The organism is Priestia taiwanensis (assembly GCF_014638355.1).
GTDB lineage: Bacteria > Bacillota > Bacilli > Bacillales > Bacillaceae_G > Priestia_D > Priestia_D taiwanensis.
Window position 1 is genome coordinate 370,110 of sequence record NZ_BMFK01000001.1, and the last position, 25,722, is coordinate 395,831.

Here is a 25,722-nt window from a genome sequence, read left to right on the forward strand (position 1 = left end):
AGTGGGGAAATGAAACACCTTGTCGAGGTAGAATGGTTGCATGAACATTTGCAAGACGTACGTGTTATTGATTGTCGTTTTGATATGAGCAACAAAGTACGTGGAAAAGTACAGTATGAGCAAGATCATATTCCGTCGGCAGTGTATATGGATTTGAATCACGATCTATCGAGTGAAGTGAAAGAGCATGGTGGACGCCATCCTCTTCCCTCTATTGAAATGTTTATACAATTATTAAGTTCATATGGCATTGATAAGAAGACAACTGTTGTTGCATACGATGATCAAGCTGGTGCAAATGCGTCTCGCTTATGGTGGCTGTTAACATACATAGGACATGAAAAGGTATATGTGCTAAATGGAGGTTTCTCCGCATGGAAGCAAGCTCATTATGAAACGACGAATGAAATTCCAATGTTTGAGAAGAAAGTGTATACAGCAAGCATTCAGCATCATTTACTTGTTAATATGGAAGAGGTCCGTGAGAGAATTGAAAGCGGAGCTGAAGGATACATTCTTGTCGATTCCAGAGAACCAATTCGTTATGTTGGGAAAGAAGAGCCGATTGATAAGGTAGCAGGTCACATTCCGACAGCAACAAATTTATTTTGGAAAAGCAACATAGATGAGAATGGAAAGTGGAAGAGTACCGAAGAATTACAAGTGAATATGGCTCACCTACAAGGAGAAAATGAAGTCATTGTGTATTGTGGATCAGGTGTAACAGCGTGTCCAAATATTATTGCCATGTCAGAAGTAGGCTTACGTAATGTGAAGTTATATGCGGGTAGTTTCAGCGATTGGATTTCATATGAAGAGAATGAAATTACGAAAAAGGCAGATTAATCGAACATATTTTCTTTAGTTGCATGCGAAAGTTTTTTGTAATACAATAAAGACATCGATAAGCGATTCCTGCGATGTACGTTACATGGTTATGTCTTAAACCAACGTATTGAAACCGGAAGCTCAATATTTAAGCAATAACATCATGCCTTTATGTAAGGAAGATGAAATTGCTTGTGAGGGCATCCCCTTATTAGGGCGGGTTTTCAAGGCATAATTTGATGACGGCATATGCGGGGCAAACCTCACAATTTTGTGGGGTTTTTTATTTATTTCCAAATATAATTAATTCCATAGTCCTTACTAGTTGAAGTTTCATTTTATCAAAAGGGAGATTACGAAAAAAATGAGAAATAAAATTATGTTAGTAGATGGAATGGCCCTATTATTTCGTGCATTTTATGCAACGAGTGTACATGGGAATTTCATGAGAAGAAGCGATAGCACACCGACGAATGGTATTCACGGCTTAGTGAAGCATTTATTATATGCAAGCCAGAATTTTAAGCCAACACATACGATTATTTGTTGGGATATGGGAAGTGAAACGTTCCGAACAGAAGCATATGAAAACTATAAAGCGAATCGTGGGGCACCGCCTGAAGAATTAATTCCACAGTTTGATTTAGCGAAAGAAGTAGTAGCTCAATTAAATATTCCAAACATTGGCTACAAAGGATACGAAGCAGATGACTGTATTGGTACACTTGCTGCAGCATATAAGGAAGCTCATGATGTGCTTGTTTTGACAGGGGATACAGACTTACTGCAGTTAGTAGACGAGACAGTACATGTTGCCTTGCTTAGAAAAGGTCTTGGTAACTACGAAGTATACGACCCAGCAACGTTTGTTGAAGCAAAAGGTATTAACGCTTCTCAATTAGTAGATGTAAAAGCACTAATGGGAGATAGTAGCGATAACTATCCCGGTGTAAAAGGTATTGGAGAGAAAACGGCGTACAAGCTTATTCAGGAGCATGGTACAGTTGATACCTTACTTGAAAATGTAGATTCGTTAACGAAAGGACAGCGTACGAAAATTCTCGAGTGCTTAGATGATTTACACATGTCGAGAGAATTAGCGGCTATTTATTGTGAAGTGCCAATCGAATGTTCGCTAGAGAAAGCTGTACATGAAGTGGATGAAGAACGTATAGAAGCGGTGATTCGTGCTATGGAGTGGAAGCGCGGAGAGCAGTTTTTACAACTATTATAAATGAAGAAAAGCATCTCGTTACACTGTAGACGGGGTGCTTTTTGTATGGAATAACCTTTAATTATTGGTATTTTCTTTTGAATTTGAACATGAGTGATAGGCCGCCACAAATAATCCCTGTGATAAGTCACCTAATCTTTTGATAATGAAGGTATTATTTTTTATAGAAGTTAATGTATTAACAGAGTATTAGAGAGTCGAAACGAAAGCTGGATTTAAAAGTGTTGTTGAGTGAAGGGACATATATAAATAGAAGAAACAGGCCATATGAGTGAATCATCACTCATATGGCTTGTTTTATTTTTGAGCTTCAATTGCTTTTCGTGCTAAGGCATCAGCTACGCTATTTTGGCTACTTGGGATCCATTTGATAAAGAAGAGATCAAATGTTTCAATCATCTGTAGCGCTTCTTCTAGTAGCGGAGCAAATGCTTTGTTTTTCGCGAATTGTTTCTCGACGGCGCGTTCTACTAGTTGAGAGTCGGTACGAAATGAAACGACTTTGTAATTTTGTTTGATACATATGCGTAAGGCATGTAATAATGCATGATATTCCGCTTCGTGATTGGACATATTGCCAAGTGGAATGGAGTAGTTTTCGGCAGAGCCGTGTCCTTTAATAAAGACACCAGCTCCTGATATACCTGGATTACCAGCTGTTGCACCGTCAATATATACTTCAATCATACGAGTTGCCTCCGTTATTAGCCAATTGTAATTGTATACGTACAAGAGAAAGTTTCGTTCGCAGCGAGTATTTCAATACCTTTTTTATCTTTCAATTCACGAGGCTTACCGACTACATCTGCTACACCAAACCATGGCTCGATGCATAGAAAAGGTGCGTTCCCTGCCTGTGTCCAAATACCAAGGTACGGGAATCCAGCAAATTGCATGCGAACGTGCTTGTTGCTCTTTGTAGAAGAAAGTGTTATTTCGTCATTTCTCATATTTTCTAAAATGATTGTATCGATATCAAATAATTCACGATTTAACGGAAGTTTCTTCGTATCATTCATTAACGTACGTTTTTCTAGTGAGAGTTTGCTACCGTTTAATAAATGCGTTTCTATTTTTTCTTCTTGTGGGAAGGTTAGCACATAGTCTTCAAATGTTTCTCCTTCTACTAATGGGACATTGAAAGCAGGGTGTGCGCCGATAGAGAAGTGCATCGTACTATCTTGTTTATTTTGTACATCGTATGTTACGATAACAGATTTCTCTTGTAATGTATACGTAACGGTAAGAGCGAAGTCATATGGATACTTTTGTTTCGTTTCTGCATTACTATGTAAGATAAATGATACACTGTCATTTGATTGCTTTACAATATCAAACGTCATATCACGTGCAAAACCATGTTGTGTCATGTGAAATTCTTTGCCGTCTACATAGCAAGTATTATCATTGATTTGTCCGACGATAGGGAAGAGAATAGGAGCATGGCGTCCCCAATAAGTAGGATCAGCTTGCCATAAATATTCTGTACCGTCCTCTTTTAAGCACAGGCTTGTTAACTCAGCACCTGCTTGTTTTGCTTTTACAAGTATGTATTCATTTTCTAATTGAATCATCGTACTTTCCCTCGTTTCGTTTTATATTCTCCTTCATTATAGCAATATATAAAGGCATAAAAAAAGCCTCAAAAAGTTGTTTTGGAACTTTTTGAGGCGAATTACATTATGATACGGATTTTGTTGGATGGAATTTTTTTGCTAGGTAGACGAAAGGCGTGTCTGCTAGTGCGACAATCCATTTAATTGCGTACGTTGTAATGAAGATATCAATCCATACATCCATCTCAAACATGCCGTAGAAGGCAACAGTCGTGAAGACGAGTGTATCGATGAATTGGCTAATCATTGTACTTCCATTATTACGGATCCATAATTGGTTGTCTTTCGGGAATTTCTTCTTGAACCAACCGTATAAATACACGTCTGTATTTTGGCTAATCATATAAGCTAATAAGCTACCAGCAGCGATTTGTGGTAATACCCCAAAAATTGTTTCGAATGCGGGTTGTGCAATATCTGTTTCGTGTGGTGTAAATTGCAGAGCAAATTGCATAATAAGTGTTGTTGCAACTAATGTGAAGAAACCTAGCCATACACTTTTACGGGCTGCGTCTTTTCCATATTTCTCGTGCATAATATCTGTTACGAGGTAAAGTGTACCGTACATGACATTTCCCATTGTTGCAGTTAAACCAAATATTTCAATCGTCTTCACTACTTGTATGTTCGCAATAACAGTAGAGAAACCAACCCATACGAATAAACCTTGTACACCGAAAAATCGATATACAGCTACTACGCATAGGAAGTTAACGATAAGAAAACATAAACCTAATAGTTCGTTTGACATAAACGTTAGCTCCTTCTTGAAAAATAGTATGATATATAGTAAGAAAAATTTCGTGTAAAAATAAAAGTATAAAATAGAAAGCGGAAACATGACAATATATTTTGTTAAAGTATAAAAATTCAAAAAAAGGTGGATGAGCATGAAAGTATATATTCAGTGGACGTATAAAACAAAGAAAAAGAAAAGTTTCACATTTACATCAGACTTAGTATCACTAGAAGAAGCAGTACATTTTGCGGAAGATGTAGAAAGTACCAAGCGAGCAACTGACCTCGTATTTACAGATGAAAAAGGTGCTACATGGTCAATGAAAGAATTAAAAAAATTAATAACAAAAATAGAAGAAGAGCCGCATGAAATTATTGTTTATTTTGACGGTGGATTTGACAGGCAAACGAGAATCGCAGGTATAGGATGTAGTATCTATTATAAGAAAGATGGGGAAACTTACCGTATCCGCAAAAATGCACAATTAGAAGGGCTAGATAACAACAATGAGGCAGAGTATGCAGCACTTGAATTAGCGGTGCAGGAGCTCGTGGTGTTAAATGTACGAAATCAACGTGTTACGTTAAAAGGTGATTCCCAAGTCGTTCTGCAACAGTTGTCGGGAGAGTGGGCTTGTTATGAGGAATCCTTTCAGCGTTATATTAATCGGATTGAACGATATGCAAAGAAGCAGCACCTTGATTTCGAATATGAAGTATTGTCACGCAAAGAAAATAGAGAAGCGCATCAATTAGCAACACAAGCGTTAGAAGGGACTACAATTGAAAGTCATAGCCCCCTACAAGAATAATAGGTGGTGAATCCGGAATGGAGCGTAAACAAGTCATCATGGAAGTTAATGATATGATCGAAACATATTGTGAAGGATGTTTTGTCTATCAACATTTTCGTAAAGTACATAGTCAAAACTATGCTCAAAATTTTTGTATGAAACATTGTACAATCGGAGAGAAGTTACAGCAGTATGGCAAGTACTTATCGTAAGAGGAGTTGACAACATATGAGAAAGATTATCGCACTATGTATAATGCTTTGTTATTTCTATACGCCACACGTTCAAGCGGAACAATCGCGTGTGAAAAATGTAATTCTCATGATTCCAGACGGGTTCTCTACAGCGTACGCAACAAATTACCGGTGGTATAAAGGAAGGAATACCGTAATGGATGCATTTTTAGTAGGGATGGCACGTACATATTCTGCAAGTAGCAAAGTAACGGATTCGGCTGCTGCCGGTACGGCAATGGCAACAGGAGTAAAAACAACTAACGGGATGATTAGTATGTCTCCAGATGGGAAGAAGCTAAAGACGATTCTAGAAGCTGCGAAGGAAGAAAAAAAAGCGACAGGACTAGTTGTAACAGCAACAATTACCCATGCAACGCCTGCTGTTTTCGCTGCACATGTTCCGTCAAGGTGGAAAGAAGAGGATATAGCACCGCAGATGTTACAGCAACAGATTGATGTTTTATTAGGAGGAGGATTGGCTTATTTCATACCGAAGAAAGAGGGAGGAGAGTCACAGACGGATCTTATCGATGAAGCAAAGAAAAAGGGATATACGTTTGTTCGCAATAAGCACCAACTCTTAGCGGCACAAGAAGAGAAAGTATTAGGATTATTTGCGGAAAAAGATATGGCACCTGAGTTAGAACGTGACAATACTATTGAACCTAGCTTAGCTGAAATGACGTCTGCTGCTCTTACGAAATTATCAAAACATCCTCAAGGGTTTTTCTTAATGGTAGAAGGAAGCCAAATTGATAAAGCAGGACATCATCATGATGCAGCTTGGGCAATGAAAGACATTGAGGCATTCGAAGATGCAGTAGAAAAGGCAATTGAATTTGCGAAGCAAGACGGTGAAACGTTAGTAGTTGTAGTAGGGGATCATGATACGGGTGGCTTTTCAGTTGGAGGGTATGGGAAATATGAAGCAAATCCTCAGCTTCTTCATACAGTGAAGAAGACAGGACATAGTATGATGAAAGAGATTGAGCGAGATGAAAATCATGCAAAAGAGATTATTAAACACTATACGAATATCTCGTTCTCTAAAAAAGAAGTTGATGCCATTCTTCGAGCAGAGAAAGAAGATATTGCATTGAACACAGCAATAAGTAAAAAATTATTGCTTGGATGGACAAGTACAGTGCATACAGGTGTAGATGTCCCTGTGTATGCATATGGACCGGGTAGAGAGTTGTTTCGAGGACTTATTCAAAATACAGATGTTGCCTTACATCTTGCGAAATTGATGGGAGTTTCTTTACAGAAAACGTGACGAAAGATAAAAATCTGATGAATTACTAATTAATAAAGTTCCGAAAAATAGGTAGCACTATATCGCATACTACGAAGAAAGCGTACATGGAATAAACCGATGTACGCTTTCTTCGTATGTAACATACAATTATTGCTTTGCTTCTCGTAATTGTTCCTCTACGTGAGAAAGTAGTTGCTCTTGCTCTTGAAGAAACACTTCATCTAAATCAGTGGCATTGCTCTTTACTTTTTCTAATTGCGTTCTTGCTTCTTCCACACTTGTAGTTGCTCGCTCTAAGTAAGCATCGTCCATGCTACTTGTTGAAGCGCCAACCATCTTTTGTGCGGCTTGTACTTTGTACATTGCTTGTTCGAATTCATTTGTATGTCCCGACATAGTCAAAAAACTCCTTTCGTGTGCTCGAAAGTAGTTTTTCCATCATTGTGTCTACTATACATGAAGGAGTAATGTACATAAAAAAGAGACTATACGCTGATAGCCCCTTTTTTGATATTAAATAAAATTATAATTTCACGATGTTAGCTGCTTGTGGTCCACGGTTTCCTTCTACAACGTCGAAAGAAACTTCTTGGCCTTCTTCTAATGACTTGAAGCCGTCACCAGCGATTGCTGTGAAATGAGCGAAGATATCATCTCCACCTTCTACCTCGATAAATCCGAAACCTTTTTCGTTGTTAAACCATTTAACTTTACCTTGCATATTACTTTTCCTCCTAAGAACGCCACATACTATGTGCATTATGATACTATCATTTAACAGAAATAGTGGGAATTAACTCCTATCCATATCCATTAAATAACAAAATTAACTATACACCCGTTAGATAATTCTGTCAAGTAAGCGGTTTATGTTTTATAGAAACTGACGAAGTGTGTCTAAAGTTATTTCTTTTCTTTTGTGGGAAAGGGATATATTATTATTTTAAGATTCAGAAAATTGTAACATTTATGTATTGAATCTTGTAAATAGTATATGTAGCATGTGTTTTTTATTATGCTATGGAATACGAATAAGTAGACAAAAATGAAAAGAGGAGTGTCATATGGGAGGAAATCAATCGATTCAACGTGTAGGAGAAAATGAAACCGATTACAAAAAAGTTGTCGAGTCCGAAGAATTCCAGTCATTGCTTCGTACTAAGAAGAAATTCATTGTTCCAATTAGTATTTTCTTTTTCTGCTTTTATCTCGCATTGCCATTATTAACATCTTATACAAAAATTCTTCATACCCCAGCAGTTGGTTCTATTACATGGGCATGGTTATTTGCATTTGCACAGTTCATCATGACGTGGACACTTTGTATTCTATATTCAAAGAAAGCTACATCGTTTGATGAGAAATCAGATAAGATTTTGGAGAAGTTAGAAAAAGGGGGCTCGTATAAATGAATGGGACAGCCTTTGCACTTTTTCTTGCTATCGTATTAGGGACGCTATACATTACATACTGGGCATCGAAGAAGACAAAAAATGCGACAGAATTCTATACAGCTGGGGGTGGATTGACAGGTTTTCAAAATGGACTTGCTATCGCCGGGGATTACATGTCAGCAGCTTCGTTCCTTGGTATAGCTGGTATGGTAGCGTTAAATGGCTTTGATGGCTTCTTCTATAGTGTAGGATTTCTTGTAGGATATATTGTTGTATTATATTTAGTTGCAGAACCGCTTCGTAACTTAGGGAAATACACGTTAGCAGATATGATTTCTGCACGATTTGATACGAAAAAAGTACGTGGTGTTGCGGCGATGAATACAATTACGATTTCAATCTTTTACATGATTGCACAGCTTGTAGGAGCAGGAGCACTTATTAAATTATTAATGGGCATTGAATATACGACATCTGTACTAATTGTTGGAGCGTTAATGACAATATACGTTATCTTCGGTGGTATGACGGCTACAAGTTGGGTACAAATTATTAAAGCAGTTCTTCTTATGATCGGTACGTTTATTATTTCGATGATTGTATTTGGAAAGTTCGGCTTTAATTTATTGAATATGTTTGAAGAAGTGAAAAATTCAACACCGCTGAAAGATGCGTTCTTAAATCCAGGAGTGAAATATACGAACGGTTTAGATACGATTTCTTTGACGCTTGGGCTTGTATTAGGAACAGCGGGATTGCCACATATTCTCGTTCGGTTCTTTACTGTTCGTGATGCAAAGACAGCACGGAAATCAGTTGTAACGGCAACATGGATTATTGGAGCATTCTACATTATGACGGTGTTCTTAGGTTTCGGTGCGGCTGCTTTCGTAGGAAAGGAAGCTATTTTGAAAGCTGACCCAGCTGGTAATATGGCAGCACCATTGTTGGCGGAAGTGTTGGGAGGTAACTTCTTATTTGCATTCATTTCTGCGGTTGCCTTTGCAACGATTTTAGCAGTAGTAGCAGGGCTTGTATTAACTGGGGCAGGTGCCTTTGCGCATGATTTCTATAATGAAATCTTACGTAAAGGAAAAGCGACACAACAAGAACAAATGAAGATGGCAAGATTTGCAGCGGTTGGTGTATCGGTTATCTCAATTGCACTGGCACTATTTGCACAAAAGTTAAACGTAGCATTCCTTGTATCACTAGCATTTGCAGTAGGAGCGAGTGCAAACTTACCTGTTATTTTATTCACAATCTACTGGAAAAAGTTCAACACGACTGGTGCGGTTACAGGAATGTTAACCGGACTATTTAGTTCTCTTCTTCTAGTAGCACTAAGCCCGAACGTGTGGAATCCAGTTGCAGGAAAAGCAATTTTGATTGGAGATCCAATCTTTCCACTAACAACTCCGGGGATCGTGTCAATTCCACTAGGGTTCTTAGCAGCATATATTGGAACAGTAATTGGAAACAAAAAAGCAGATAAAGAAAAATATAATGAAATACTTGTTAAGTCGAATACTGGATATGGAGTACACAAGGCATCGGACCATTAATTAAATGAACAGATAGAGAAAAGGAGGAGCGCAGTGTTTCCTTCCTTTTCTCTTGTATAGATAAAATAAGTAGCATAAATAAGACAAAGGTCTAATAGAAATGAAGGTAATAATTCTCCAGCTGCTTGTCATTATAAATATTTCAGAAGTATAACAAATATAGGAATAAAAATAAGAAAATTGTAATAAAAATAAATATTTTGAATTAATTTGTAAAAATACTTGTTTTTTTGTAAAAGGTCTATTACAATAACATTAATTATTCAGAAAATTTATAATGTTCAACTTAGTGGAGGGGGAGATAATAATGGCAGAAAAGTTACTAGAAATCAAAGATCTCAAAACTTCTTTCCGAATTAAAGATGACTATTATGCCGCTGTTGATAACGTATCGATTACGTTATATGAAAATGAAATTGTTGCTATAGTAGGAGAATCAGGTTGCGGTAAAAGTGCACTAGCTCTTTCAATTATGGGATTGCATAATAAGGAGCGTACGAAGTTAGAAGGAGAGATTTTATATAAAGATAAGAATTTAATTAAGGTCGGTGAGAAAGAATTAAATAAAGTACGTGGTAACCATATTGGAATGGTATTCCAAGAGCCGTTAACAGCCCTTAATCCATTAATGACAGTTGGACAACAAATTGAGGAGAACCTTGATTACCACACAACATTGTCAAAAGCAGACAAGAAAGAAAGAACATTGCAGTTATTAGATCAAGTAGGGATTCCGCGTCCAGAATTGACCTATAAACAATACCCACACGAGTTATCTGGTGGAATGAGACAGCGTATTGTTATTGCAATTGCGATTGCTTGTAATCCATCGGTGTTAATTGCAGATGAGCCGACTACAGCGTTGGATGTAACGATTCAAGCGCAAATTTTGGACTTGTTGAAAGAAATTCAAAGTGAAACAAAGATGAGTGTTGTGCTTATCACTCATGACTTGAGTGTTGTAGCAGAAATGGCAGACCGCGTTATCGTTATGTACGCTGGGCAAGTAGTGGAGCATGGTCTGGTAGAGAAAGTGTTTAGGCAACCGCTTCATCCGTATACACGTTCATTATTCCAATCGATTCCGACAGTATTAGATGATCAAGAACGTCTACATGTAATTCAAGGTACTGTACCATCGATATTGAAATTAGATCGTAAAGGATGTCGTTTCCATCCACGAATTCCTTGGGTTAGTTCAGATCAACACGAAGAAAATCCGACTTTACATGAAGCAGAGGACGGGCATTGGGTTCGCTGTACATGTTACAAGAATTTTTATTTCGAAAATAGTATAGAAGGTGATAGTCATGACATTACTCAAAGTAAATAATTTAAAAGTATATTTCCCAATTCGTGGCGGATTTTTTCAACGAGTAGTTGACCATGTACGTGCAGTTGATGACGTGTCATTTGAATTAAATCAAGGAGAAACATACGGTTTAGTAGGGGAATCTGGTAGTGGGAAATCAACAACCGGAAAAGCAATTATGAATCTTATTCATCCGACAGACGGCCAAATTGTATATAATGACAAAGATTTTATGAAATTGAGTCGCCAAGAATTACGCCAGGAGCGTAAAAATGTTCAGATGATTTTCCAAGATCCATATTCTTCTCTTAATCCGAAGAAGCGTGTAATCGATCTGATTGCAGAACCACTTCGCAACTTCGAACGTATGTCACCAACAGAGGAAAGAAAAACAGTAGAGATGTATTTAGAGAAGGTTGGCTTATCACCTGAGTCTATTTTAAAATATCCACATGAATTCTCTGGTGGACAAAGACAACGGATTGGTATTGCGCGAGCTTTAACATTAAAACCGAAGTTGATTATTGCAGATGAGCCTGTTTCAGCGCTAGATGTATCTGTTCAGGCACAAGTATTGAACTTCTTACAAGACTTACAAGAGGAATTTAATTTAACGTATTTATTTATTGGTCATGATTTAGGAGTTATTCGTCACATGTGTGATCGTATTGGCGTTATGTATCGTGGTCGATTAGTAGAAGAAGGTACAAGTGAAGAAATATATGAACAACCACAGCATATATATACAAAGAGGCTGATTGCTGCTATTCCTGATATATCACCTGCTAATCGTGAGCAGAAGGTGGCATTTCGTAAACAAGTGCAACAAGAATACACAGAACATTCTGTTGATTTCTTTGATGCACAAGGAAGAGTTTACGATTTGAAAAATATATCGAACACGCATCGTGTTGCGTTACCGTAAAGGAGGAATAGGAGATGTGGAAGTTTATTTTACGAAGAATTTTAATTATGATACCGCAATTAGTTTTGCTAAGTGCACTTGCTTTTGCATTGGCAAAAGCAATGCCAGGGGATGTACTTTCTGAGCAAATAGACATGAATCCGGATATTACAGCGGAGCACGCTGCGGAATTAAGGGAGAAAATGGGTTTAAATGATTCATGGTATGTACAATATGCGAATTGGGCGAAAGGTTTGGCACAAGGGGATTTCGGATATTCCTTTAAATATAAGATGCCGATTGAAGATTTATTTGCTGAGCGTGTCGACAAAACACTTCTGTTATCAATATGCATTCTTATTACAACCTATATTCTTGCAATACCATTAGGGATTGTAAGTGGAAGATGGCATGAGAAATGGCCGGATCGGATTATAACGGGCTACAGTTATCTAGCATTTGCAACACCAACATTTATTTTTGCTTTAATAGTTTTATTCGTATTTGGATTTATTTTAAATTGGTTCCCAACAGGAGGAAGTGTTGACATATATGCAGAAGCAGGGACACTTGAATATTATATAAGTAAGGCGAAGCATCTTGTCTTACCGACATTATCGGGTGCATTGATTGCTACTACTGCAACAATTCAATATTTAAGAAGTGAAATCGTTGATTCCAAAATTAAAGACTTTGTTCGTACAGCACGAGCAAAGGGTGTGCCGGAATCAAAAATATATTCACGCCATATTCTACGAAATTCTTTTATCCCAATTGCTGCATTCTTAGGATATGAGATTACTGGATTAATTGGTGGTCAAATTATTTTAGAACGTATATATAGTTATCCAGGGTTAGGAGATTTATTTATTAACTCAATTATGTCTCGTGATTATCCCGTAATGGTAGCATTTATTATGGTCGGTGGATTAGCGTCTCTTTTTGGAACGTTACTGTCTGATATCATTTTAAGTACAGTTGATCCACGTATACGAATTCAATAGGAAGGAGAGGGAGACATGGCAGCTCAAGTTGAAACAGTTCATACAACAATGAAAGTAGAGAAGACGCCTTCTGGCCTTTCAGTTGCTTGGCGTGAATTTCGAAAAGATAAATTAGCTTTAGGTTCGTTAATATTTTTAATTCTTCTATTAAGTACCGTATATATATGGTCATTTGTGTTGCAACAAGATCGAGTAACAGAAGTGGACTTATTTGCTATACACCAACCACCATCTGCGCAATATTGGTTAGGGACGGATGTAGGTGGACGAGATATCTTTGGCCAACTAATTATTGGCACACGAAACTCATTCACGATTGGTCTTTCAGTTACATTAATTATAAGCATATTTGGAATGGGGCTAGGATTAATAGCAGGTTATTTCGGTGGTTCTATTGATAATATCATCATGCGTTTCGTTGATTTTATGATGATTCTTCCGTTTCTTATGATCGTTATTGTATTCGTAACAATCATTCCAAATTATAGTGTGACGACATTTGTTTTCATTATGTCTGCTTTTCTCTGGATGGGAAAAGCCAGGTTAATTCGTTCAAAAGTACTAGCTGAGCGGGAATTAGATTATGTGCAAGCTTCAAAAACATTTGGAACACCGCACTATAAAATTATTTTCCGAGAAGTATTGCCAAATCTAAGTTCCATTATCGTTGTTTCATTTACATTAAGTTTAGCTGGTAACATAGGGCTTGAATCAGGTCTATCTTATTTAGGGTTCGGTCTGCCAATGACGTCACCTAGCTTAGGAACACTAATAAATTATGCTTCTAGCCCGGATGTATTACAAAATAAATGGTGGGTATGGTTACCTGCATCAGTGATGATTCTCATTCTGATGTTGAGTATAAATTTCATCGGTCAAGCGCTTCAGCGTGCGACTGACGCAAGACAAAGAAAAGGATAAAAGGGAGAGTGAAGGGTATGGAATTAAAGAAAATTAGCAAAGTATTAAGTGCAGTGGCAATTTCAACATTGTTATTAAGCGCGTGCGGTGGCGGTGGAGAAACAAAACCAGCATCAAAGCCAGCTGAAGGTGGCGATAAGGCTCAGGAGCAAGGTAGTGCACCTTTTCCTTCAGTTGTAAAGAATGATAAAGAAGCGGTTAAAGATGGGAAACTTACATATGGTATCGTGTCTGGAGGGCCATTAGAAGGTATTTTCCATCCTAACTTTTATGGTATTTCTACTGATGCGGAAGCAATGGATTGGTTCTATCCAGGCTTACTATCTGCGGATGATAATTTCCAGTATACGAATGATGGTGCAGCAGAATATGAAATCTCTCAAGATAGAAAAACAATAACATTGAAAATTAAAGATAAAGTTAAATGGCATGATGGGAAAGACGTAACAGCAGACGACTTATTATATTCTTATGAGGTAATTGCTCATCCAGATTATAAAGGTGTACGTTTTGCCGGGATTAACCGAAAAATTGTAGGTATTGAAAAGTATCATAAAGGGGAAACAGATAAGATTGAAGGTATCAAAATTACTGATCCGAAAACAATTTCTATCACATTTACAGAACCAGATCCTGGTATCGTATCTGGTATATGGGATTATCCAATGCATAGAGAGTATTTCAAAGGAGTATCAATTGATAAGATGGCTGAATCGAAACAAGTTCGTGAAAAGCCAATTGGATTTGGTCCATTTAAAGTGGAGAAAATTGTTCCAGGTGAGGCACTTAGCTTAGTACGTGTTGATGACTACTTCCTAGGAACACCACAATTAAAGCAAGTAGAATTAAAGGTAATTGCTCCAGCTGTTGCCGCAGCATCATTAAAAAATGGTGAAGTGGATATTGCAATGTTAACAGAAGATCAATATGAGCAATCGAAAGAGTCAAAAAACCTTCAATTAATTGGAAGATCAGCATTATCTTATAATTATATTGGATTTAAATTAGGTAAGTATGATACAGCAAAGAAAACTTCTGTAATGGACCCTAATGCTAAGATGGCAGACAAGAATCTTCGTCAAGCAATGGCATATGCAATTGATAAGAAATCTATCGCTGAGAAATTGTACAAAGGATTACGTATTCCAGCAACATCTGTAATTCCACCGGCTGGTAAGCCTTATCATGACAAGACATTAAAAGGCTATGAATTTGATGTAGAAAAAGCGAAGAAACTATTAGATGATGCAGGATATAAAGATACGACTGGTGATAATATCCGTGAGAAAGATGGAAAAGAATTTAAGATTACATTTGCTGCGCGAAACAATAATGCATTAGCAGAGGCATATGCGAAGTTCTTGCTACAATCATGGGAAAAAGTTGGCTTAAAAGTAGAATTCCTAGATGGCAAGCTACATGAGTCAAGTAAGTTCTATGACATGGTTGAAGCAGATAACCCTGCAATTGATGTGTTCGCAGCTGGTTGGAATACAGGTTCAGATCCAGATCCATCTGGTATTTGGGCGAAAGAAGTAGGCTTTAACTTCCCTCGTTGGGTAAATGCTAAAAATGATGAGTTGTTAACGAAAGGTACTTCTCCAGAAGCGGCAGATACGAAATTCCGTATAGATGTATATAACGAATGGCAAAAATTAATTCATGACGAAGCTCCTCTTGTTCCAATTGACTACCGTTATGATATTTACGGTGTAAACACTCGTGTTAAAAACTTTGATAAAACATATGGCACAAAAGTAGGGTATCATGATATTGCTGTAACAGAAAAAGAACCAGTAAAATAAGAAGGTATATCTTCTTATTAAGCGGGAGTAATTTACTCCCGCTTTCTTCATATAAATAAAAAAACGATGAACATTTGTCCATCGTTTTTTTATTTATTGCAATGTCTCTCGTTGCCACCATACAAGCAAAAAAGCTCCAAAGAGAATCAAACCTGAAATTGTAAATACAACTGTTACGCCAAAATAATGTGCAAGTACTCCGACGAATAACGAACTAATGCTAAACGTGACCAACATAACAGCATTCTCTGCTGCAGATACTTTTGGAAGTACGTCCAGTGGTGTTGCTTGTTGTGTCATCGTGTATACTGTTGTTCCAATAATTTCTTCTATAATCCCATGTATGAAGACGAGTAGCAATGCAAGAAATGGAAATGATGTAAAGCCAAACCCAATTGTAATAATAGAAGCAATGAGTAATCCGTATAGAACGTATTGCTTTGCAAAACAAGTGAATGTATCACTCGTTTTGAACATATAAATCCCACCTAATAGGAGCCCGACCATGAAACTAGCATTTATATATCCCCACCATGATTCGCTTACTTGTAGCACTTGTTCGACGTATATATACAAAATTGCAGCGATCCAGACTACAGCAGCCATCGATTGGAAGCAGCGAACTGTAACAAGTAGTTTAATGAGTTTATTTTTTCTAATGAATTGCCATCCTTCGATAAGTGATTGTTTTGTAGAAAGTTGTTCTTCAGTTTCTTGTTTTTCTTCTTTTTGTTCGTTATCCATGACGAACATCATCACAGCTGCAATTATATAAAGAACACAGGTTAGCCACATTGTATGCTTGGAGCCGATAAGGGAAACGATGATCCCACCAGAAGCCCATCCGCCTAATTGTATCGTCTGATATGTTGTCGATAGAAGGCTATTTGCTTTTGGAAGCGTATCATGTCCAACATAATGGGGAACGAGTGCACTTGAAGCCGGGTATGCCATCCCATCTAAGAAGGAAATAAGCATAATGAGTACGAACGTTACAACAAGTGACTGCATTGGTAAGAGTAGAAGTAAGCAGCCAAGTAAGAGTACTTTTATGAGTTGTGAATAGGAAAGAATTTGTTTTAAAGAAAAACGATCGATAATGAGCGGTGCTAGTAAGCTACTACAAAATGACGCTAGTGTTATGGTAAAGGGCACAATTGACATGTAAATAGCTGATGACGTCCAACTATAAATAAGTGTTAACAAACCTACGATATAAAAAACATCGCCACTATTGGCAAGCGACTGTCCAATCCATAAAAAACGAAATGATTTATTGTTCATATCACGTATCCCCTTTTGGTTCAAATTAGAAATAAATTTGTGTAACAAAAGGGAATTTTACATTCGTCTAAGACACCTCCACTTAATAGTAAGGAAAAGGAATACTAGAAAACAGTTTATAACCATTTTGGAAACTGAGTTGTTAGGATAAATTAGATATATAAGGATACGTGATGAATGTATACTTTTGTAAATTTTACCATACAAAAAAGGGAGAGGGAAGGATAAAAAGTCAGACAGCAAGGACTTACATAATCGTGTATAATACAAACAGTATACAAGAAAAATAAATTCATCATTATGAACAACATCATGAGTAAGGAAGTGAGAGTATGCAAGAGAAACGAGCGAGTGAATCGCGTGTTATTCGAGCAAATCGCGTATTCCCAGGAGATACGAACAATCATGGCACACTATTTGGAGGAAGTATTATGTCTGAAATGGATATGGTTGCTTCCATTTCAGCTGCGCGCCATGCACGAGCGGGTTGTGTTACGGCTTCGATGGATTCGGTCGAATTTCTCGTACCTATACGAATGACTGATTATGTATGTTTCGAATCATTTGTGATATGGACAGGAACAAGTTCAATGGAAGTATTCGTCAAAGTGACGGCGGAAGACATGCAAACGGGAGAGCGCCGTATTGCTGCAACGTCCTTTGCGACATTCATCGCACTAGAAAATGGTAAGCCAGTGAAAGTTCCGCAAGTTATTCCGGAGACAGAAGAAGAGCAACAATTACACGAAATTGCGCTTGAACGTGCAAAGCGTCGTCAAGAGCGAAAAGAAATCAGCAAAAAAGTTGCTGAATTTATTTCATTAGATCGTTTATAAGAAGAGAGCCTTGGTAGTTTGTGAATAAACAGCTATCGAGGCTTTTTTTTTATTTTGTGCAGGATTTTTCTATGAAAGGACGAATAATGTAAGGTGGTTTTTATATAGGAAGGGAATGGGGAAATGATGAAGGTAATAGAACATATTGAACTTGTTGGAGAAAATGTTATTGTAGCGTCTTTACAAGAAGAGCATGTAGAAGCATTGTTTGAGATTTCTCAAGAGCCTGCGATATGGGAGTTTTTAACGACGAAAGTTTATACAATTGATGATATGAAGGATATTGTTACTGCTGCGCTTAAGATGAAAGAAGAGGGAAGCCAGGATCCATTCGTTGTCATTGATAAGAAGACGAATCGAATTGTTGGAACGACTCGTTTACTCGATATTTCGCATGCAGATAAGAAAGCGGAAATTGGGTGGACATGGTACCATCCGAGTGTATGGCGTACGTATGTAAATACAGAGTGTAAGTATTTATTATTAAAGTATTGTTTTGAAACATTACAATATAATCGTGTTCAGTTCAAAACAGATGGTCGCAATGAGCGTTCACAAAAAGCAATCGCACGATTAGGTGCAGTGTATGAAGGAACGATTCGTAAAGAGCGCGTATTACCTAATGGTTATGTACGTGACGCTGCGTTATTTAGTATTATCAGCGAAGAGTGGGGGAGTGTGAAAGAAAGATTAGAAGGGTATATGGCAAGATGAAAAAAGCGTCCTACTAAAAACAGTAGGACGCTGACTAATATGAGATTAAATCATGATACCAACGATAATCGCTGATAAGATACTTACTAATGTAGCACCGTATACTAAGCGTAGACCAAAGCGTGCCACTACGTTTCCTTGTTCTTCGTGTAATCCTTTCACCGCACCAGCGATAATACCGATAGATGAGAAGTTCGCGAATGATACTAAGAATACAGAGATGATACCTGTTGTACGAGCTGAGAAGTCGCTTACAGATTGTTGTAAGAATTGCATCGCAACGAATTCATTTGACACAAGCTTCGTCGCCATAATGCTACCAGCTTGTACCATTTCAGAAGCTGGAATCCCCATAATAAATGCGATAGGTGCAAATGCATAACCAAGAATGTGTTGGAATGAAACGCCAAATGCCATTTCGAAGAGTCCGTTAATCATGCCAATTAAAGCGATGAAACCGATTAACATTGCACCAACGATTACTGCTACTTTAAATCCATCTAAAATGTATTCGCCAAGCATTTCGAAGAATGATTGTTTCTTTTCGTCTTGAACTTCAAGTAAATCTTCTTCTTTTGATACATCATAAGGGTTGATTACTGATGCAATAATGAATCCACCAAATAAGTTTAATACGATAGCTGTTACAACGTATTTTGGTTCAACCATTGTCATGTAAGCACCGACGATACTCATTGAAACAGTTGACATTGCTGATGCACATAATGTGTACATGCGATTTGCAGGAATGTTACCTAATTGTTTCTTAAGTGTAATAAATACTTCTGATTGACCGACGATTGCAGAAGCTACTGCATTGTATGATTCTAATTGACCTAATCCGTTTACTTTACTTAATAAGAATCCGATTCCACGAATAATCATCGGTAGGATTTTGAAGTATTGTAGAATACCGATTAAAGCAGAGATAAATACGATTGGTAGTAATACACTAATGAAGAATGAGTAAGTTCCTTCTGTTTCGTTCACTAATCCGCCGAATACGAAGTTAATACCTTCGGCAGCATATTTTAATAATAGATTAAAGACGTCTGCAATTCCTGAAATCAAGATTAGCCCAGCTTGTGTATTTAACAAGATGTATGAAAGAACTAATTGCAGTGCAATCATAATAGCGATTGGTTTGTACTTTACTTTTGAACGGTTGTTACTGGCAAGATAAGCTAGTCCGAATACAACAAGTAATCCTACGAAAAACATTAGAAACTTCATGAGATTTCCCCCTAAGGCGTGTGTAAGTTTTTTGCATTATTTTATTCGTATAAGTAAATAGTTCTACTACAATGTTTCTTCTTGTAGTATGTGCTAAAAGAAAATGAAAACGTTTTTATTTTTGTACATAAGACGTCTGACGTCTTATGTACATCTCGATAATACAACGCTTTCTTCAAAAATACAAGAGCTAATTTAGAAAATTAATAGATTATTTTAGCGCTTTCAAAAGAGTGGAGGAATTGTTTTTTTATGTTTTCCCTCCAAGTCATGTAGTGAATTTGGTGGAAATGAATACTATATCTTCTGCCCTTTTTTTGTGATGAACCATTTTTGTGTAACGTAGCTACATGAATTACGTCACCATTGAATATGTATAGAACATAGATGAAGAATGGATATGTACTAGCCTCTATTTGTAGGAGTGTGAGAAATGGAGACTTTTGAGGAAATGATTGCCCGGTTGAATCAGCCACCTAACTTATTACAATTTCAAAAAGAATATATTGATATTTGCGAAGGAGATATTGAGACGTCGATATTGCTATGGTATATCACGAGTGTATATGTTGTTACGAAGTATCCAACACTCGTACAAACGTCAACGGTATATGAAGGAGTTTTCGTTGATAATTTAGGAAAAGTGTGGATTGGTAAGACACCAGTAGTTTGGTGGACTGACGTTCGGTTGAATCCATCGCAATTGGAGCGTGCATCGAACAAACTACGTGATATTGACTTGATTGATAAATTATTAGAGCCACGCACGGGATTATTGTATATTCGTCTGAAGCCGTTGTCACTATTGTTTCAAATGCGAAGAATATTATTATTTGGTTAGTAGGTGGGGAGCATGAGTGGTTAAGTAGGGAGATGTTGTCTAGTCGACAAAGACAATATCTCTCATTCTTATTTTACAAATTTTTCTTCATCCATTAAAATAAATAGAATATTCTTTTTATTGAAGGGGGTGGGAAGATGAAGAGAATATTAGTCATTAGTGATATTCATGGGGAATTCGATAAATTTGAACAATTATTAGAGAAAGTTCAATATAAGCCAGAAGAGGATCAACTTCTTCTTGCGGGAGATTACGTTGACCGTGGTCCTAATTCGAAAGCTGTAGTGGAGAAAGTACAAGCACTAGTGGCTGAAGGAGCTATTGCGTTAATGGGGAATCATGAGAAGATGATGCTAGAGGCATTCTATGATGAAGAAACATACTTACCAAGATGGTTACGGAATGGTGCCTCAGAGACGCTTCGTACGTATGGATATACGGTTATATATAAAGAAGAGAAGGGTGTTCTAAAAGGAAGTGTAGATGGTGAGTGGAAGAATGACCTTTCTGTACAAGAGGCCATAGCTTTTATGGAAGAGTTACTTCCATATTATGAAACGGAGGATTACATATTTGTTCATGCAGGTGTTCATCCTACAACACCTCTTGCCGAAACGGATTTACATACATTAGTGTGGATTCGTGAAGTGTTTCATCAAGGATATACAGGGGTAAAGCCTGTCATCTTCGGTCATACGCCAACGAAAAATCTGCATAGTAGCTATGAAGTGTATTTTGGAACGAATAATATTATTGGTATTGATGGTGGACTTGTGTACGGGGGACGCTTGAATTGTTTAGAGCTACCTAGTAAGACTGTTCAGTATGTAGAGTAAGTTGCTATTATTTTATATTTTTTATAAGAAAAGCAGTGAGGGAGGTCCTCGCTGCTTGTCTAATTTGTAGGCAATGCGATGGTTACAGTTGTACCTACATGTAATTGACTTTCGATAGAAATGGTACCGCCGTGTAGTTCCACTATTTCTTTAACAATGGAGAGTCCTAGACCAGTACCGCCAGTTGATCTCGTCCGTGATTTGTCTACACGGTAAAATTTGTCATATAGGTGTGGTAAATCTTGTTCAGGTATACCTACACCTTGATCTTCTATCCTCCATACTGTTTGTCCGTGATGTTGAGTAAGAATAATGGAGATAGAAGCATCTGTATTTGAATACTTGTATGCGTTCAATAGTAAGTTCAGCAACACTTGTTCAAACCTTACTTTATCTAAAGAAGCAGTAAGAAGGGAAGAACAGTGTATATGTATATGCATGTTTTTACTGGCAAGTGTCGGTTTTAGTTTTGCTGTGATTTTTTCGAGATAGTCGTATAAATGAACATGTTCTTTCTCAATTGTTAATGTATGTTGTTCCATTTGTGCAAGTGTAAATAAGTCTTGAATAAGCCTCGTTAAGTGTTCGACTTCTTCTTTGATAATGGATAAGTATTCTGTACGTTCGTCATCACTAATGTGTGATCGCTTCGCAATGTCAGCATATCCTTTCACGAATGTTAGTGGTGTACGTAGTTCGTGTGCAACACTTGCAAGAAATTCGCTTCTTTCTTGACGCATGTAGTGTAAGTCATTGGCAAGCTTTTGAATGGATGCGGCAAGTTCTCCTAATTCATCGTTACTTGTTGTTTGAAGTACAACAGTGAAATCACCGTTGCTTAGTTTTTCTGTTGCTTTTTTCATACGAACAAGAGGTTTCGTAATTATTCGTGAAAAGAAGAAAGCAGTACAAATAGATACGCATACTGTTAAGAGAGCTGTGATAGTAAACTTGAAGGTGATTTTTTCTACTAGCGCTTTAATTGATTCTGTTTCGAGAAACATATATACATATCCTTGGACTTCTTCGTTCGAGATAATGGGACTTATTGAACAAATATAGTCAGAAGAGCGCCAATGATCATCGAGCACCATTCCTGTTGAAGGAACGGCTGATAAGTCCGTATGTAGATGGATTTTCATTTCTTTATTAATGTTCTTTGACTGTGCCAATATGTTTCGATTCGCATCTGTAATAATTACTTTTGTTTCTGCTTCTGATTCCATCAGTGCGACGTGAGAAATTGTTGTATCATCAAAGTGCTTTTGGAGAACATCTCGATGACTATTTCCTCGTGCTAGCAGTGCATCAAGTTCTTCTTGTACGCGAGAATGAACGATTGTTGTATATAACGATATGAATAAAATGGATTCAATAAGTACGGTTACGAGTAAAAAGTAAAAAGCTAGTTTAAAGGAGATTTTCTTCATTCGTTATTCTCCGTTTTTTTCTTTATCCAGCGGTACCCCATTCCATACACCGTTTTTAAATAGTCGTCTACGGAGAAGCCGCTTTTCCGTAGTTTATCTCGTACATTTCGAATGTGCGAGTCGACTGTACGATCTTCTACTTCGGAATCATAGCCCCATATTTTTTGAATAAGTTGTTCTCTGCTTAACACTTGGTTTTGGTTATGTAAAAATAATCCTAAGATGTCAAACTCAATTGGAGTCATTGAAATGGGTTCATTATGAACGGTTACAATATATTGATGACGATTCCAGTAGATTGATTCAAATTGAATGGATTGATTTATTTTTGTTCGGCGTAAGATTGCTTGAATACGAGCTAGTAAAATAGTTTCGTCGAAGGGCTTTGAAATATAATCGTCAGCGCCTGTCGTTAGTCCTTTCACGATATCTGTATTCCCGTCTCTTGCAGTTAGCATAATAATTGGAATGGTACTGAAGGTTCGTATTTGTTTGCATACTGTCCAGCCATCCATATCTGGCATCATCACATCAAGCAATACTAAATCAAATTCGTTCTTAGAAAGTGCATCAAGTGCATCTTTTCCATTATTCATTTTTGTACATGTATAGCCTTGCGGAGCTAAGTATAATTCTAGTAGCTGTAACATCCGCGGCTCGTCGTCTACTAATAATAGATTCACGTGTCTAATTCCTTTCTTTTTTATTTGTTTAAGGGGCCTACAACCAATATGTGGTTGTATCTAATACGCCCCAAAGGATGAAAATCACACCAGAAGTGCGTTGTACGATAATCCCGAGTTTTCTACTATTCTTCATAATCATCCGGCGGTTTTGTAATGTAGAAAGAAGGTAGACAATGATAATCAATGGCAAACTAGTTCCAACTACAAAGATAATAGGCATCATGATTCCAACAGAGCTATTTATAGCACTTGGTATTAATGTGAAGAAGAATAGAGAGAACATCGTCGGGCAGAATGCAATAGAGAAATAAACGCCCATAAGAAACGAGCGATAACGTTCATTTTTCGGGAGAATATAAGGTAGTGTTCCCAATTTATCAAAGATACGTAGTTTGAATACACCTAATAATAGTAAGCCTATTAGAATAAACAAAGGTCCTAATGACTTTCGAACGATGCTAAATAGTGTAGGTAAGCTTTGGAAGAAGTCTTTTCCAATTAAGATGGCGAATAGGCCAAGTAAAGAAAAGACAACGACTTTACCCATAATAAAAGATAGTACACTTGTCCATTTTGTTCCTTGTTGTACAGATTGATTTGTATAAATCGCAATTGCCCCTAAATTGCTTGTCAATTGGCATGGGACAAGTGAACCGACAATGCCAAGTAGGAATGCGAAGAGAAGAGGCGATGATTCAAGTGCAAAACTAAGTTCAATTACTGGTTGCATGACGGTATATAACCAATTCGTTAATTCATTTAACATAGTATAACTCCTTCGATTCTTAACATTAGTGTATCATATGCATCGTTTCGGTATATAGAAGAAGGTTCTCCTATATGTCGGAGAACCTACTAACTATTAATGTCCTTCGTGGCCTTTTCCATCTTCTTGTACAATTTCAAGTGCATCATCTAGTATGCCTTGTGATTTATATGAAATAGAAGCATCTGCGCCTAAGATGAAGGCGTGATTGTATGGACCTGTTGTTGGATCGTCTTTAAATGTTGGTTTGATTTTTACTAAGAAATCAAATGCATCTTTCGTTACTTCACCTTTATCAAGGATAATGACAGGCGCGTGTTTACCCATATGAGAGAACGGTGCTCCTGCAATTGCGAGCGACGGTGTTGTAGAAGAAGTAAAGGAAACCCCGTGTCCAGGCTCTGTCATTCCCCAACCAAATCCAGTGTCTTTATCCTTAAATGTTGCAAATGCAACTGAATTGGCAGTAGGTGTTTCGCCGCTAATACGAACGACTTTACCGTGCTCACCAAGTTGGTTTTCAACTTCTTTTGAGATGATTTTTTCTGGACCTAGTACGTAAATGATAGCTTTGCCTTTTCGTTCTTTTAACGCATCAATCGTTGCTTCTGGTACCGTATCTTTTGATACGTATAAGATTGGTTCTGGCATGTGTGCAATCCAATTAGCAGCTGGTACTGAGAATAGTTGAGCGTCGTTATCAGACGAGCCGATAATAACGCTCGTTGGATAGTCACCCGTAATCTCTGCGTATAATGCATCAACTTCTTTTGCAAGTTTAGCTGCATCTGTTTCTTTTAATTGTTTTACTTTATATGAAGCAAGTTGTGTTTTTGCTGATTCATCAAGTTCCCCAATAACGATAATGTTTGTACCATCTTTAATACCTGTAGGACTTAATCGTTTGATTTCTTGTAACGTTGTCTCTGGAATCTTTTTATCTTCTAAGAATAAAATTGGTCCGTTACTTGGGTGATGGATAAGGTCCGCGCTTGCTAATGCTAGTTGCCAATTACCTTTTGGTGCCAAAATAACCGCATTCGGTTGGTTATCGGTGTGTGTAGCTGGCCAAATCATTTGTGAAGTAAGAACAGCCATTTTGACTGGATCTTGTTCATTTAAACGAGTACTGTTTTTCATATTCATTGTAAGTAATCCGTTTGTCGCATTCTCATTAAATGATTTTGGCATTTCTTTATGTACTTTTGTTGTCGCTTCTTGCTCTGTTGTTTCTTTAGTTGTTGGTTGATGCTTACTGTGATCGCTTGTTTCATTTGTGCATGCAGCTAATAATAGAATCGATGCAGATGAAAGAGCAATCCCCCACTTTTTTACTGTCATTGCATAGCCCCCTTTAAGAAGAAAGAATATCTAACAAATGTGCAGATATTATGCATATTTGTTAGAAATGGAAAGTTTCATTGACTAAGGAATAAAGTGTGTTATTATGTGGAAAGAAAGAATACATCCCGACAAAGATCGTAAGG

The 25,722-nt window shown here is 37.3% G+C and carries 27 protein-coding genes and 1 other RNA gene; 17 read left to right on the forward strand and 11 right to left on the reverse strand.

Features of this window, described 5'->3' with window-relative positions:
* Positions 1 to 9 precede the first annotated feature (9 nt).
* The 3 genes from IEV41_RS01900 (at position 10) to IEV41_RS01910 (ending at position 2,062) form a co-directional block, all read left to right on the forward strand.
* Positions 10 to 846, forward strand: a complete 837-nt coding sequence (locus IEV41_RS01900; RefSeq protein WP_188386762.1) for a sulfurtransferase — start codon at positions 10 to 12, stop codon at positions 844 to 846.
* Positions 847 to 909: 63 nt separating this feature from the next.
* A non-coding RNA gene (gene ssrS, locus IEV41_RS01905) (6S RNA) lies at positions 910 to 1,090 on the forward strand.
* Between the two features lie 102 nt (positions 1,091 to 1,192).
* On the forward strand, positions 1,193 to 2,062 hold the full coding sequence (locus IEV41_RS01910; protein WP_188386763.1) for a 5'-3' exonuclease: 870 nt from the start codon (positions 1,193 to 1,195) through the stop codon (positions 2,060 to 2,062).
* A 297-nt stretch (positions 2,063 to 2,359) separates the two neighbouring features.
* Here the strand turns inward: IEV41_RS01910 and IEV41_RS01915 are convergent, their stop codons facing one another.
* The 3 genes from IEV41_RS01915 to IEV41_RS01925 all read right to left on the reverse strand — a co-directional run bounded on the left by IEV41_RS01915 (position 2,360) and on the right by IEV41_RS01925 (position 4,429).
* Entirely contained in the window at positions 2,360 to 2,749 is a 390-nt protein-coding gene (locus IEV41_RS01915; RefSeq protein ID WP_188386764.1) for a reverse transcriptase-like protein, read from the reverse strand.
* Positions 2,750 to 2,766: 17 nt separating this feature from the next.
* Positions 2,767 to 3,636 (reverse strand): aldose 1-epimerase family protein, encoded by an 870-nt coding sequence (locus IEV41_RS01920; protein ID WP_188386765.1) that lies wholly within the window; start codon positions 3,634 to 3,636, stop codon positions 2,767 to 2,769.
* A 106-nt stretch (positions 3,637 to 3,742) separates the two neighbouring features.
* Entirely contained in the window at positions 3,743 to 4,429 is a 687-nt protein-coding gene (locus IEV41_RS01925) for a queuosine precursor transporter (protein WP_188386766.1), read from the reverse strand.
* A gap of 139 nt (positions 4,430 to 4,568) precedes the next feature.
* Between IEV41_RS01925 and IEV41_RS01930 the strand changes: the two genes are divergently transcribed.
* From IEV41_RS01930 to IEV41_RS01940, 3 genes are read left to right on the forward strand one after another with little or no spacing between them, the layout of a single operon-like run.
* Entirely contained in the window at positions 4,569 to 5,228 is a 660-nt protein-coding gene (locus IEV41_RS01930; protein WP_188386767.1) for a reverse transcriptase-like protein, read from the forward strand.
* Positions 5,229 to 5,245: 17 nt separating this feature from the next.
* Complete coding sequence (locus IEV41_RS01935; protein WP_188386768.1) at positions 5,246 to 5,422, forward strand: zinc-finger domain-containing protein; 177 nt, start codon at positions 5,246 to 5,248, stop codon at positions 5,420 to 5,422.
* Positions 5,423 to 5,438: 16 nt separating this feature from the next.
* Positions 5,439 to 6,722 carry an alkaline phosphatase gene (locus tag IEV41_RS01940; protein WP_188386769.1) on the forward strand — a complete coding sequence of 428 codons (1,284 nt, stop codon included), beginning with the start codon at positions 5,439 to 5,441 and terminating at the stop codon, positions 6,720 to 6,722.
* 129 nt (positions 6,723 to 6,851) lie between these two features.
* On the opposite strand, the gene IEV41_RS01945 is transcribed toward IEV41_RS01940, so the two are convergent.
* Both IEV41_RS01945 and cspD read right to left on the reverse strand, forming a co-directional pair.
* Positions 6,852 to 7,100 (reverse strand): DUF2564 family protein, encoded by a 249-nt coding sequence (locus tag IEV41_RS01945; protein WP_188386770.1) that lies wholly within the window; start codon positions 7,098 to 7,100, stop codon positions 6,852 to 6,854.
* Between the two features lie 127 nt (positions 7,101 to 7,227).
* The gene (gene cspD, locus IEV41_RS01950) at positions 7,228 to 7,425 is read right to left on the reverse strand and encodes a cold-shock protein CspD (RefSeq protein WP_188386771.1); all 198 of its coding nucleotides are present in this window, start codon (positions 7,423 to 7,425) and stop codon (positions 7,228 to 7,230) included.
* A gap of 343 nt (positions 7,426 to 7,768) precedes the next feature.
* On the opposite strand from cspD, the gene IEV41_RS01955 reads away from it, so the two are divergent.
* The 7 genes from IEV41_RS01955 to opp4A all read left to right on the forward strand — a co-directional run bounded on the left by IEV41_RS01955 (position 7,769) and on the right by opp4A (position 15,609).
* On the forward strand, positions 7,769 to 8,116 hold the full coding sequence (locus IEV41_RS01955; RefSeq protein ID WP_188386772.1) for a DUF485 domain-containing protein: 348 nt from the start codon (positions 7,769 to 7,771) through the stop codon (positions 8,114 to 8,116).
* Positions 8,113 to 9,663 (forward strand): solute symporter family protein, encoded by a 1,551-nt coding sequence (locus IEV41_RS01960; RefSeq protein ID WP_188386773.1) that lies wholly within the window; start codon positions 8,113 to 8,115, stop codon positions 9,661 to 9,663. The genes IEV41_RS01955 and IEV41_RS01960 overlap by 4 nt, the downstream gene beginning before the upstream one ends.
* A 307-nt stretch (positions 9,664 to 9,970) precedes the next feature.
* Complete coding sequence (locus IEV41_RS01965) at positions 9,971 to 10,996, forward strand: ABC transporter ATP-binding protein (protein WP_188386774.1); 1,026 nt, start codon at positions 9,971 to 9,973, stop codon at positions 10,994 to 10,996.
* Complete coding sequence (locus IEV41_RS01970; RefSeq protein WP_188386775.1) at positions 10,974 to 11,900, forward strand: ABC transporter ATP-binding protein; 927 nt, start codon at positions 10,974 to 10,976, stop codon at positions 11,898 to 11,900. Before IEV41_RS01965 ends, IEV41_RS01970 begins: the two co-directional genes overlap by 23 nt.
* A gap of 14 nt (positions 11,901 to 11,914) precedes the next feature.
* Positions 11,915 to 12,883 carry an oligopeptide ABC transporter permease gene (gene opp4B / locus IEV41_RS01975; protein WP_188386776.1) on the forward strand — a complete coding sequence of 323 codons (969 nt, stop codon included), beginning with the start codon at positions 11,915 to 11,917 and terminating at the stop codon, positions 12,881 to 12,883.
* Between the two features lie 15 nt (positions 12,884 to 12,898).
* A complete protein-coding gene (locus IEV41_RS01980; RefSeq protein ID WP_275583690.1) occupies positions 12,899 to 13,804 on the forward strand; it encodes an ABC transporter permease in 906 nt (301 codons plus the stop codon).
* A 17-nt stretch (positions 13,805 to 13,821) separates the two neighbouring features.
* Positions 13,822 to 15,609, forward strand: coding sequence for an oligopeptide ABC transporter substrate-binding protein (gene opp4A / locus IEV41_RS01985; protein WP_188386777.1), 1,788 nt, complete (start codon positions 13,822 to 13,824; stop codon positions 15,607 to 15,609).
* Positions 15,610 to 15,702: 93 nt separating this feature from the next.
* On the opposite strand, the gene IEV41_RS01990 is transcribed toward opp4A, so the two are convergent.
* The gene (locus tag IEV41_RS01990) at positions 15,703 to 16,893 is read right to left on the reverse strand and encodes an MFS transporter (RefSeq protein ID WP_188386778.1); all 1,191 of its coding nucleotides are present in this window, start codon (positions 16,891 to 16,893) and stop codon (positions 15,703 to 15,705) included.
* Positions 16,894 to 17,225: 332 nt separating this feature from the next.
* On the opposite strand from IEV41_RS01990, the gene IEV41_RS01995 reads away from it, so the two are divergent.
* Together IEV41_RS01995 and IEV41_RS02000 are read left to right on the forward strand one after the other, a co-directional pair.
* Positions 17,226 to 17,729, forward strand: coding sequence for an acyl-CoA thioesterase (locus IEV41_RS01995; RefSeq protein WP_188386779.1), 504 nt, complete (start codon positions 17,226 to 17,228; stop codon positions 17,727 to 17,729).
* A 144-nt stretch (positions 17,730 to 17,873) separates the two neighbouring features.
* A complete protein-coding gene (locus tag IEV41_RS02000; RefSeq protein ID WP_373284194.1) occupies positions 17,874 to 18,443 on the forward strand; it encodes a GNAT family N-acetyltransferase in 570 nt (189 codons plus the stop codon).
* A 45-nt stretch (positions 18,444 to 18,488) separates the two neighbouring features.
* On the opposite strand, the gene IEV41_RS02005 is transcribed toward IEV41_RS02000, so the two are convergent.
* Positions 18,489 to 19,676, reverse strand: a complete 1,188-nt coding sequence (locus IEV41_RS02005; RefSeq protein WP_188386780.1) for a NupC/NupG family nucleoside CNT transporter — start codon at positions 19,674 to 19,676, stop codon at positions 18,489 to 18,491.
* Positions 19,677 to 20,109: 433 nt separating this feature from the next.
* Here IEV41_RS02005 and IEV41_RS02010 point away from each other — a divergent pair, with 433 nt between their 5' ends.
* Together IEV41_RS02010 and IEV41_RS02015 are read left to right on the forward strand one after the other, a co-directional pair.
* Positions 20,110 to 20,517, forward strand: coding sequence for a hypothetical protein (locus IEV41_RS02010; protein ID WP_188386781.1), 408 nt, complete (start codon positions 20,110 to 20,112; stop codon positions 20,515 to 20,517).
* A 137-nt stretch (positions 20,518 to 20,654) separates the two neighbouring features.
* A complete protein-coding gene (locus tag IEV41_RS02015; protein ID WP_188386782.1) occupies positions 20,655 to 21,353 on the forward strand; it encodes a metallophosphoesterase family protein in 699 nt (232 codons plus the stop codon).
* 59 nt (positions 21,354 to 21,412) lie between these two features.
* On the opposite strand, the gene IEV41_RS02020 is transcribed toward IEV41_RS02015, so the two are convergent.
* The 4 genes from IEV41_RS02020 to IEV41_RS02035 all read right to left on the reverse strand — a co-directional run bounded on the left by IEV41_RS02020 (position 21,413) and on the right by IEV41_RS02035 (position 25,576).
* Positions 21,413 to 22,783 (reverse strand): sensor histidine kinase, encoded by a 1,371-nt coding sequence (locus IEV41_RS02020; protein ID WP_188386783.1) that lies wholly within the window; start codon positions 22,781 to 22,783, stop codon positions 21,413 to 21,415.
* Complete coding sequence (locus IEV41_RS02025; protein WP_268235123.1) at positions 22,780 to 23,466, reverse strand: response regulator transcription factor; 687 nt, start codon at positions 23,464 to 23,466, stop codon at positions 22,780 to 22,782. The genes IEV41_RS02020 and IEV41_RS02025 overlap by 4 nt, the downstream gene beginning before the upstream one ends.
* Positions 23,467 to 23,503: 37 nt before the next feature.
* Positions 23,504 to 24,235 (reverse strand): urease accessory protein UreH domain-containing protein, encoded by a 732-nt coding sequence (locus IEV41_RS02030; RefSeq protein WP_188386784.1) that lies wholly within the window; start codon positions 24,233 to 24,235, stop codon positions 23,504 to 23,506.
* A 96-nt stretch (positions 24,236 to 24,331) separates the two neighbouring features.
* Positions 24,332 to 25,576, reverse strand: a complete 1,245-nt coding sequence (locus IEV41_RS02035; RefSeq protein WP_188386785.1) for a cell wall-binding repeat-containing protein — start codon at positions 25,574 to 25,576, stop codon at positions 24,332 to 24,334.
* Between the last annotated feature and the right edge of the window lie 146 nt (positions 25,577 to 25,722).

Bases quoted from the DNA above. Each gene is read 5' to 3' on its own strand.
- IEV41_RS01990 (WP_188386778.1), bottom strand. From the start codon at position 16,893: ATGAACAATAAATCATTTCGTTTTTTATGGATTGGACAGTCGCTTGCC.
- IEV41_RS01940 (WP_188386769.1), top strand. From the start codon at position 5,439: ATGAGAAAGATTATCGCACTATGTATAATGCTTTGTTATTTCTATACG.
- opp4B (WP_188386776.1), top strand. From the start codon at position 11,915: ATGTGGAAGTTTATTTTACGAAGAATTTTAATTATGATACCGCAATTA.
- opp4A (WP_188386777.1), top strand. From the start codon at position 13,822: ATGGAATTAAAGAAAATTAGCAAAGTATTAAGTGCAGTGGCAATTTCA.
- IEV41_RS01965 (WP_188386774.1), top strand. From the start codon at position 9,971: ATGGCAGAAAAGTTACTAGAAATCAAAGATCTCAAAACTTCTTTCCGA.
- IEV41_RS01955 (WP_188386772.1), top strand. From the start codon at position 7,769: ATGGGAGGAAATCAATCGATTCAACGTGTAGGAGAAAATGAAACCGAT.
- IEV41_RS01945 (WP_188386770.1), bottom strand. From the start codon at position 7,100: ATGTCGGGACATACAAATGAATTCGAACAAGCAATGTACAAAGTACAA.
- IEV41_RS01980 (WP_275583690.1), top strand. From the start codon at position 12,899: ATGGCAGCTCAAGTTGAAACAGTTCATACAACAATGAAAGTAGAGAAG.
- IEV41_RS01995 (WP_188386779.1), top strand. From the start codon at position 17,226: ATGCAAGAGAAACGAGCGAGTGAATCGCGTGTTATTCGAGCAAATCGC.
- IEV41_RS01960 (WP_188386773.1), top strand. From the start codon at position 8,113: ATGAATGGGACAGCCTTTGCACTTTTTCTTGCTATCGTATTAGGGACG.
- IEV41_RS02035 (WP_188386785.1), bottom strand. From the start codon at position 25,576: ATGACAGTAAAAAAGTGGGGGATTGCTCTTTCATCTGCATCGATTCTA.
- IEV41_RS01920 (WP_188386765.1), bottom strand. From the start codon at position 3,636: ATGATTCAATTAGAAAATGAATACATACTTGTAAAAGCAAAACAAGCA.
- IEV41_RS02005 (WP_188386780.1), bottom strand. From the start codon at position 19,676: ATGAAGTTTCTAATGTTTTTCGTAGGATTACTTGTTGTATTCGGACTA.
- IEV41_RS01925 (WP_188386766.1), bottom strand. From the start codon at position 4,429: ATGTCAAACGAACTATTAGGTTTATGTTTTCTTATCGTTAACTTCCTA.
- IEV41_RS02020 (WP_188386783.1), bottom strand. From the start codon at position 22,783: ATGAAGAAAATCTCCTTTAAACTAGCTTTTTACTTTTTACTCGTAACC.
- IEV41_RS02010 (WP_188386781.1), top strand. From the start codon at position 20,110: ATGGAGACTTTTGAGGAAATGATTGCCCGGTTGAATCAGCCACCTAAC.
- cspD (WP_188386771.1), bottom strand. From the start codon at position 7,425: ATGCAAGGTAAAGTTAAATGGTTTAACAACGAAAAAGGTTTCGGATTT.
- IEV41_RS02015 (WP_188386782.1), top strand. From the start codon at position 20,655: ATGAAGAGAATATTAGTCATTAGTGATATTCATGGGGAATTCGATAAA.
- IEV41_RS01915 (WP_188386764.1), bottom strand. From the start codon at position 2,749: ATGATTGAAGTATATATTGACGGTGCAACAGCTGGTAATCCAGGTATA.
- IEV41_RS01970 (WP_188386775.1), top strand. From the start codon at position 10,974: ATGACATTACTCAAAGTAAATAATTTAAAAGTATATTTCCCAATTCGT.
- IEV41_RS01935 (WP_188386768.1), top strand. From the start codon at position 5,246: ATGGAGCGTAAACAAGTCATCATGGAAGTTAATGATATGATCGAAACA.
- IEV41_RS01900 (WP_188386762.1), top strand. From the start codon at position 10: ATGAAACACCTTGTCGAGGTAGAATGGTTGCATGAACATTTGCAAGAC.
- IEV41_RS02030 (WP_188386784.1), bottom strand. From the start codon at position 24,235: ATGTTAAATGAATTAACGAATTGGTTATATACCGTCATGCAACCAGTA.
- IEV41_RS01930 (WP_188386767.1), top strand. From the start codon at position 4,569: ATGAAAGTATATATTCAGTGGACGTATAAAACAAAGAAAAAGAAAAGT.
- IEV41_RS01910 (WP_188386763.1), top strand. From the start codon at position 1,193: ATGAGAAATAAAATTATGTTAGTAGATGGAATGGCCCTATTATTTCGT.